Source organism: Steroidobacter sp., from assembly GCF_016790065.1.
In the GTDB taxonomy this organism is placed as follows: Bacteria; Pseudomonadota; Gammaproteobacteria; order Steroidobacterales; family Steroidobacteraceae; genus Steroidobacter.
The window spans coordinates 1-8601 of record NZ_JAEUPY010000493.1; the positions used below are offsets into that span (position 1 = coordinate 1).

An 8601-nucleotide genomic window follows, 5' to 3' on the forward strand; every position below is an offset into this window, starting at 1 on the left:
AAGCGCCATCGAACTTGCCGACAACAAAAAATCCCGACGCTTGAGCATGCCTGTAGTTTCTCGATTCAACTCATGATCCTCTGCCAGGGGCGGTACGCCGCTGGACACTCGAACTAGCGCGCCGACGCCTGCTTCTGCCACCACTGCGGCTCGAGTGGCTGGGCCTGCGGCCAAATCTGATCCAGCGTGTCGGTCTGGTAGACGCGCCCATTGATCACCACGTAACGCAGCGACAGCGTCTGCCGAATGTCTTCGAGAGGATTGCCGTCGAGGATCTGCAGATCCGCGAGCTTGCCCACTTCGATTGAGCCAAAGTCGCGACCGTGACCGATGGCCTGCGCCCCCATGATCGTGCCAACGCGTAGCGCGTCGTGCGCCCGCATGCCGCCTTCGACGAATGTCCAGAGCGCCCAGTGCGCTCCGAGTCCTTGAATCGCCCCGTGCACGCCGAGCGCGACGCGCCCTCCGGCTGCGAGCACAGCCGTAGGCTGAGCAACCAACTCTCGCGCCGTATATATGCTGTCACCGGATTCCTTGCTCGCAGCGGTGCTCAGATAGTCGATCTCTTCCTGCGGAAAGAATCGATTCACCTTCGGGTCGCTATACAGGTCGTGGTTTTGAATGAACTGTCGCAGGCCGCGACCACCGGATTGTCCTTCGAGCAAGGTGGGTGTAATCGTGGTGCCGCTGGCAGCAACCAACTTCACCCAGTCCTGGTAGTACGGCGTCACGGCCGACATGTGTTCCTGCCCGCCGGAACCGTCGAGAATCCGAGTCAGGGAGTACTTGAAATCACTGTTGCCCTCGGCGGTTGGCGTCAATCGCAGCTCTCTGGCGGCAGCGAGCAGCCATTGATGGACCTGTCGATCGCCATTGGTCACGTAGTCCTTGATCGTCTCGGTGCGATAGAACTGCGCATAACTTCGCGCGATGTTTCTTGCATCTTCCAAGCTCTCGATACCATCGGTGAGAAATATTCCACGTCCAGTGGTAAAGAAGCGTGGACCGAGCAATGCGCCACTGGCGATTCGATCGGCGTAGGTGAGCGCATCCATGGCAGCCGGCTGTGGATCGCGAAGGCTGGTCACGCCATAGGCCAGGCTGGCCTGAAATTCCCAGACCTGACCACGATGCACGCCCCACGGCGGAGCGCCGTGCCAATGGATATCCACATAACCAGGCAGGAGGGTCTTGCCACTGACATCCAGAATGCGCGCACCTTTGGGCACAGCGACAGAACCCTGAGGCCCGATGGCGCTGATCCTGTTGTCGGTGACGATCACATCGGCTCGCTCGATGATCTCATCTGCTCGCATCGTGATGACGCGCGCCCCACGCAGCACCATCACGCCTCGCGGTGTATCGCGTGCCACGCGCACAGTCACATCACGTTGCTGTGGCTTTTCACTTGGGCTAGCAGTCGACGGTTGACTGAAGAACGAGCTGCCCAAGGACCAATGGATGCTGCGGCCATCCGCGGCCCATTGCGGAAAATCTGCACCTTCGCGACTCAATCGTCGCGCCTTGGCCGTCGCGGCATCGGCAGGAAGAACTATCGTTGGAACTGTGCCCTCGCTCTTCGGCAGATCCACCAACCACAGCTGATTGTTGAGCAATGCGATGACTTGCCGCGCATCCGGCGACAGCAACATTTCGTCGGCGAGTTCCTCGTTGTAAAACCCTGGCCCTTTAATACGCAGCAGGGAGCGGCGTTGCGAACCATCCCAGCGCACCGCTACCAGGCCATCGACAGGGTCGGCAAAGTACAGCTGCTCGGCATCGCCTTTCGCAAAGTGGGGACGCCCATAATGAGAAGAAGCGCCCCAGTACGTCACCGGATGAATCGTCGTGATGACGCTGACCTCACCGCCGCCGGCGGGCAGCCATACCAGCTCCGTACTATCGCCGCGCCCGAAGCCTCGATTCTCATTGAAGAATCCGAACCGCTTCTGAAACAGCGAACGTGCGGCAACCAGTCGACGACCGTCACCCGAGTACGCCAGCTTCTCGTAGAAATCGCCGCCGACGGTCAGCCGCTCGGGTTTGGCATTGGCTTGCATTCGCACCCGCCAGATCGCGCCACCGTCGCTGTCATTCCACGTCACATAGGCCAAGTACCGCCCATCGGGCGACCAAGCGGGAAAGAACGCGCCGTCGGTCCCCGTGCTGATCTGTCGAGGAGCTGTCGCCGACTGCGTCGGGTCGTTGTTTTGTACCCAGATGCGGCCCAGCACCGAGAATGCCAACCAACGTCTATCCGGAGACAACTGCGCTTGTTCGATACGCCGCGCGCTCACCCCGCTCTCGTCGATGGGATATTCGAACTGCGCGAGTGGTGCCAACTGCACATCCACAACTGCGTTGAATGGCACGGCAGTGACGCGCCCATCCGGAACGCTCACGCGCCATATCTTTCCATGATGGGCAACAACCACTGCACTGCCGTCGGCGGTAAACGCCGCACCGGGTTGCAGGTCTCGCCGTGGCGCCGTTTCGTTGAGTTCGCGCTCCACATCAGGCACCAGCCAGCGGGCCTCGCGCGATTTCATATCCAGCAACTTCATGCGAGTTTGACGTTGCCACTGTGTCGCATAGACGATGTAACGACCGTCACGACTCAGCAACGGACGCATGGCACCGTTCAACTCATCCGTATAGGGCGTCATCACGCCACTGGATCGATCGACCACACCGATCTGCCACTCGGCGAAACTGGGCCACGTGGGAGTCACGCGGTACGCAGCGAACACTCGTTGTGGATCGGCACCGAAGGCCGCGCCTAGTACGACGGGCGAACCCAGCGGCTGCGACGCACCTTCCTCTGCGCGTGCAGTCGTCAACTGGCGCCCGGCACCGCCGCTGCTGGGATACAGGAACAATTGATATTCCCGACCATGCCCGCGATCCCGGTTGCTCTTGGTGACCACCACATGTTCGCCATCGGGCGACCATTCCGGAGAAACGAAAAACGCACCGGTCTCCTGCGTCAAGGCTCGTACCGCACCGCTGTTCACATCCATGATCCAAACATTGTCCGCGCCGCTACGATCACTCACGAACGCAATTGAACGTCCGTCGGGCGAGTAACGAGGCTGCGCATCGAATGCCGGGCCATGGGTCAACTGCCGTGCGGTGCCGCCCGTTGCAGGCAGTGCGTACAGATCGCCCGCCAGCTCGAACACGATGGTGCGATCATCGGGCGACAGATCCAGGGACATCCATGTCCCCTCATCCGTCGTGAACTGCACCCGACGCGACGTTGCCGCCTCGGAAACACTGTCCGCCATCGTGACGCAATCGTGGGCCAGCGCAGCCAGACCGAACACGCCGACCCACATGAACGCGCGCACGCGTTCGCGGAGAGATCGCAACTTCATCGGGTGTCGCTCTAGAAGCGGTAGCGCACGGCCGCTTTCACCTGCCGCGCCGGATTGATCTGATAACCGAAGTTGAGCCGGCCGAACGGCGTCGAGTAGTAACGCTCATCCAGCAGGTTCGACACGCTCAGATCCAACTGCCACTGCGCCAGCGAATAGAACGCTCGCACGTCGACTTCGGTGATGTTGCCCAGGAAGTTGATGGGGATGCCCCGGTTCAGATCCGCCGTATCGCGCCCTCGCTTATGCACGACGCCGCCGCCGAACCCCAGGCCTCGCAATGCTCCGCCTTGAATTTCATAACTGGTGAACACCGAAGCACCGAACCTGGGCGCGTTGGGCGGTTGAATACCCTTGAACTCGCCTTCGGTGTATTCCGCTTTCATCCATGCCATGGAGGTGTACAGCTCCCATCCTTTCAGCACCTCACCCTGCAGGTCGAGTTCCACGCCCTTGCTGCTCTGGACACCGATCAGACTCAGGAACGGCGAGCCCGGAATGCTCTGGGAGATATTGCTGCGATCCATCTCGAACACGGCCACGGAGTACGACAACTTGCGTCCGGGCGCGTCGCCCTTCAAGCCGATTTCGCGGGCGGTGCCTTTCTCCGGCGCGATGGGTTGGCCCGATAGACCCAGACCCGACTGCGGTGTGAACGTCGTGCCGTAACTGGCATACACATTGAGACTCGGCAGCACTGCGTACGTCACGCCGGTCTGATAGGTCCATTCATTCTCTTTGAGTTCCTGAGTCGCGCCCAGCGTGTCGCCGGCGGAACAACAAGCCGCTCGATTCAACTGCACATCGTGCGAATAGCGCGTCCCGACGCTGACCGTCAAACCGTCCAACGGACGGAGCAACATCTGCGCGGTCAAGCCCGAGGACTTGTTTCTCGCCGAGCTCTTATAAATGGTGGCGTAACCGATCGCGGGATCCGGCGCGCGCAACAAATCATAGTTCGGAGCAAGAATGCTGAAGCCACTGGTTCGACCCGGCAAAAAATCCGAGCTGGTGACCGAATCGAGATCCTCCTGCGCGAAATCCGCGCCAAAGAACAGCGTGTGCTTGCGCCCGAACAAACTCACGTCGCCGAACAGATTGACCTCTCCCGCATAAGTGTTGCCCTCGGCGTCATAGAGGTAGACGACCGAATCGCTGAAGCCGTCCCGATCGGTGCCCAATACCAACGCACCCGGCGAGTAGGTGTCGATGTCGGTGTACTGCAAGTTGCCGCGTAACATCCAACTGCCGAAACGCTGCTCCAACTGGGTCCCGGCGACCAGCGCCTCCTTGTTCGCGTCATTCCACGGCGAATTGCCGGTACGCGACTCGGACACCCTGGGCACACGGTAGTTGCTGGAGATTTGTTGTGCCGGATCGCTGGCATCGGTGCCGATGAACTGCGTGCCGAAACCGTTGTACGGCGAGAAATCGGATTGCTGGTAATACAGCCGCGTGGTCAGCGAAGTGTTCTCGGAAAACTCATACTTCAGCGTCGGTGCCAGAACCGTGCGCCGGTCATACGCGAAATCGAGATAAGACTCTTCATCCAGGCGAGCGCCCACCAGACGGTAACTCAAATCGCCGTCGGCACTCAGCGGGCCATAGAAATCCACATCGGCGCGATAATGATCGAAGCTTCCCAGCTCCAAGGCAGCGCTGCCGCCGAACTGCCGCTGCGGCATTTTCGAGATCGCGTTGAAGGTACCGCCGACCGCGTTCTGGCCATAGAGCGTCGATGTCGAGCCCTTGACGACCTCGAACCGCTCGAACGGCGCCAGGTCGAACTGCACCAGTCCCGTGGTCCGGAAACCATCGATCTTCATGCTGTTCGAGCCGAAGGATTCGAAACCTCGAAAATAATTGCGCGAGTACTGATTGCCGGTGTGCGAAGGCGAGGTCGATGCATCGACCTTGTAGAAGTCGTCGAACTTCTTCATGCCGGCGAATTCGATCAGATCCTGCGTGACCACCTTGACCGTTTGCGGCGTGTCCTTGACGGCCAGCGGCATCTTGTTGGCGCTGGACACGTTGTCCTCATAACGAAACTGGACGCCGCGAACCACCACTTCCTCGATGTCGTCGCCACTGCTGGCCGCAGCCCCGGTGGCCTGCGTGGTATCGCCAGCGCTCTGCTTGCGGATCACCACCGTGCGATCGTTGACGAAGAAATATTCCAGCTTGGTGCTATCCAGCAACTTCGCCAGCACTTCACGCGTCGTCATCGCTCCATTGATGGCCGGCGCCTGAATCGCGTCCACCAACTGCGGCGGCGCCATGATGTTGGTATTGGTTTGCGCGCCGACCGCTTTCAGCGATTCGGACAACGCCTGATGCGGCAGGTTGAAATGAGTAACGGCTTGAGCGCCAGCCACCGAAGCGTAGATCGCCAACGGCGCCATCATGCCGGCGGCGATCGAGCGGACAGCGCAACTGAGTACGTGAGACATATACCTCCCCAGGATATGTTGTGGTTCTGACAGAAGTAGACACGCCGGCAAGCAAGAAGCGTCCACTTGTCTCCACTAAAACTCAGAAGCCTTCCGCGTCACGCCCTCCTTTCAGCAGAATTTCGCGTTCACCGGAGCTCGCCGTCATTTGATAGCTCTCGGTGACGGCCTGCACGAAACTCTCGGTGTCGCCCGCTCGGAATATTCCCGTCACCAGGAAACTCGCCGCCGGCTCGTTGTCGAGTCGCAACTTCACCGGGCTGTAGCGATTCATCTCACTCACGGCCTGTCCCAACGGGGTATGGTCGAAAATCACCTGGCCGCGCTGCCACGCGACGACCGTCGGAATCACCGGTCGATCGATGGTCGGCACATCATCCGTCACCACGGTGAGACGCTGGCCTGGCTCCAACACCGCCGGTTGCGATGAATGCTGCGCCTGGGTGCCGGACGCAAGCGACACAACCCGAACCTTGCCTTCCATCAGCAACACGGAGGTTTTTTCGGACTCACGACGGACCACGAATACGGTGCCGAGCGCCGTGACCTCGCGATCCCCGACCACGACCACGAACGGCCAGTCAGGGCGCTTCGCCACTTCGAACAATGCCTCACCCGACTCGACACTCACTCTGCGCCGCTTGTCGTCGTAGTGAATCTTGATCCGTGTATCGGTGTTGAGCGAAACCCGCGAGCCATCTTGCAGCGTCAAGCTGCGCTGCTCGCCGACATGTGTCGTCAACGCTGGGTCGCGGAATTGCAACCCACCCCACAGCAGTGCCACCAATGCCATGCAAGCGACTACCAAAAATGCGGGAGACGGACGCCACGCAAAGCCGACCCGGGAGTGCGGCGCAGTCTCCGGCGCTCGGGACTTCGGCCAACTCTCCGCATCGACCCATAACTCGTTCGCCATCTCGAAAGCAGTGCGATGCCGAGGGTCGGCGGCCAGCCAGCGACGAAACCCGGCTTCGAATTTCTCGGTGCGATCTGCATCGTGCAGGCTGGCGATCCAAGCAGCCGCCTGCGCCAGGATTTCCTCGCTCGGTTCGGACGAAGTGTCACGCGCGTGCTTGTCCATGCTCAAGGATCCTGCTTCTCTCGCTGCATCTCACTCAACAGCACCGTCATCGCGCGAGCGACATGCTTGCGAACCGTGCTGCTCGGTATCCCGGTCCGATCTGCAATCTGCGTGTAACTCAAACCATTGACACGATGCATGAAGAAGACTTCGCGGGTGCGGGGGCTCACTGCGTCGAGCGTTCGCTTGACCTTTTCCATTCGCTGCGCGGCCGCCAGCACATCCTCGGGCGCGGGGCTGGGATCGATCAGCAGCAGATTTTCCAACGGCTCGGGGACGTACAGGTCGCGGTGCTGATCCCGCTCGAAATTCATGGAAAGACGTTGCGCGGTTCGCACCAGCAGCGCTTCGGGACGCCGCACCTCGACCCCGGTCTCGCAATACTCCAGCATGCGCACGAAGGCGTCCTGGATCAGATCCTCGATCTCATCGCGTCGGCAGCCGCGCCGGCTCAACACCAGGCGCATCTTGCGAAAATATCGCGAAAAACCTTCCATGCCTCGGACAATGGCATAGAACAAACGCCGCATCCAGCAGTGGCGCGGGATTCGCACCAGCAGGCCTGCCGGCGCGGGAATTTGCATCACAACTGGACGCTTTCTCGAAGCTCGCGTGTCTATATTAGATTGGGCTGAACGCTTCCCGGAGTTGCGGCCGGAGCAAGCGCGCGCAGCGGCTGGACCCAGACACGTCGGGTAACGTGGACCCTCCCTGGTCTGTTCCCCGTGCAGCAGGACCATGCCCTTCGACTTCAATGCTTCGGCGCTGGTACGCACCGGCGGCGGCGTGCACAGGAAAACGCCGGTCGAGATGGCTCGAGCAGCCTTGATCGGACAGCCGGTCCATTTGTTGAGCCCGCTGGTGCCCTCGACCTACCTGCTGGTCGGGCTGGCCGACGTGGAGTTCGGCGACCACCAACGCTACACGCTGAAGTGGGCCGTGGCCATTTGCTTGCTTCTCATGGCCACGGCATTGCTGTTTGGCATCTTTCCTTTAGTCGCCGGCTGAGCGAATGATTCAGCGAATGATTTTTGGCTCGGCGGCGTCTTACTAAACTTGCACCGCTGCACTTCGTTTCGTCTGACAGAAGAGTCAGCGGAATGTCAGCTTGATCAGTCACACTGGTTCATCCAGATTCACCGGCCTGCAAGCACTCTATGTCCGTTCCACCGCCCGCTGCGCAGTTGCTGCTGGAGCTGGCTGAAACCATCGACACCGAAATGATCTCGGTCGGCGACTTGATGCAGCGCCTGGACCGCCACGGAGTCGGCTTGACGTTGCTGATCCTGGCCCTGCCGATGTGTTTGCCGAACATTCCCGGGATCTCGACGCTCTTTGGCATCCTGATGATTGCACCGGCGCTGCAACTGACTTTGGGTCGAGCGACTCTGTGGATGCCAGGTCGTTTGCGAAATTTCACGATGCGCGCGACGCACGTCCAGACTGCGCTACGCGCAAGCGCTCCGTTGTTGAGGAAGATCGAAAGATTCTCCACGCCGCGCTGGACGAAGCTCGTCATCGAGCCGGCGACTTCACTGATCGGCATTCAAACACTGGTGATGGCATTGGTATTGATTCTGCCGATGTGGGGCGCCAACTTGATCCCCGGCATCGCGGTCACGCTGACCGGCATCGGCATCCTGCAGCGTGATGGCGCGTTCATCTTGACATCGACGTTGGTCGCGATCGGCGC

Annotated in this window: 5 protein-coding genes and 1 pseudogene; 2 read left to right on the top strand and 4 right to left on the bottom strand. The window is 60.4% G+C overall.

Features of this window, described 5'->3' with window-relative positions; genetic code table 11:
* Positions 1–113: 113 nt before the first annotated feature.
* The 4 genes from JNL55_RS20470 to JNL55_RS20485 all read right to left on the bottom strand — a co-directional run bounded on the left by JNL55_RS20470 (position 114) and on the right by JNL55_RS20485 (position 7492).
* Positions 114–3377: an amidohydrolase family protein gene (locus tag JNL55_RS20470; protein ID WP_293858060.1), complete on the bottom strand. Its 3264-nt coding sequence runs from the start codon at positions 3375–3377 to the stop codon at positions 114–116.
* A gap of 11 nt (positions 3378–3388) precedes the next feature.
* Positions 3389–5827 (bottom strand): TonB-dependent siderophore receptor, encoded by a 2439-nt coding sequence (locus JNL55_RS20475; protein ID WP_293858063.1) that lies wholly within the window; start codon positions 5825–5827, stop codon positions 3389–3391.
* An 82-nt stretch (positions 5828–5909) separates the two neighbouring features.
* Positions 5910–6908, bottom strand: a complete 999-nt coding sequence (locus JNL55_RS20480; protein WP_293858065.1) for a FecR family protein — start codon at positions 6906–6908, stop codon at positions 5910–5912.
* Positions 6909–6910: 2 nt separating this feature from the next.
* Positions 6911–7492 (bottom strand): RNA polymerase sigma factor, encoded by a 582-nt coding sequence (locus JNL55_RS20485; protein WP_293858067.1) that lies wholly within the window; start codon positions 7490–7492, stop codon positions 6911–6913.
* A 211-nt stretch (positions 7493–7703) separates the two neighbouring features.
* Here JNL55_RS20485 and JNL55_RS20490 point away from each other — a divergent pair.
* Together JNL55_RS20490 and JNL55_RS20495 are read left to right on the top strand one after the other, a co-directional pair.
* A pseudogene (locus tag JNL55_RS20490) lies at positions 7704–7916 on the top strand (citrate transporter); the annotation flags it as partial.
* Positions 7917–8065: 149 nt separating this feature from the next.
* Positions 8066–8601: exopolysaccharide biosynthesis protein (locus JNL55_RS20495; RefSeq protein ID WP_293858073.1), on the top strand; the 536-nt coding region annotated here is incomplete at its 3' end.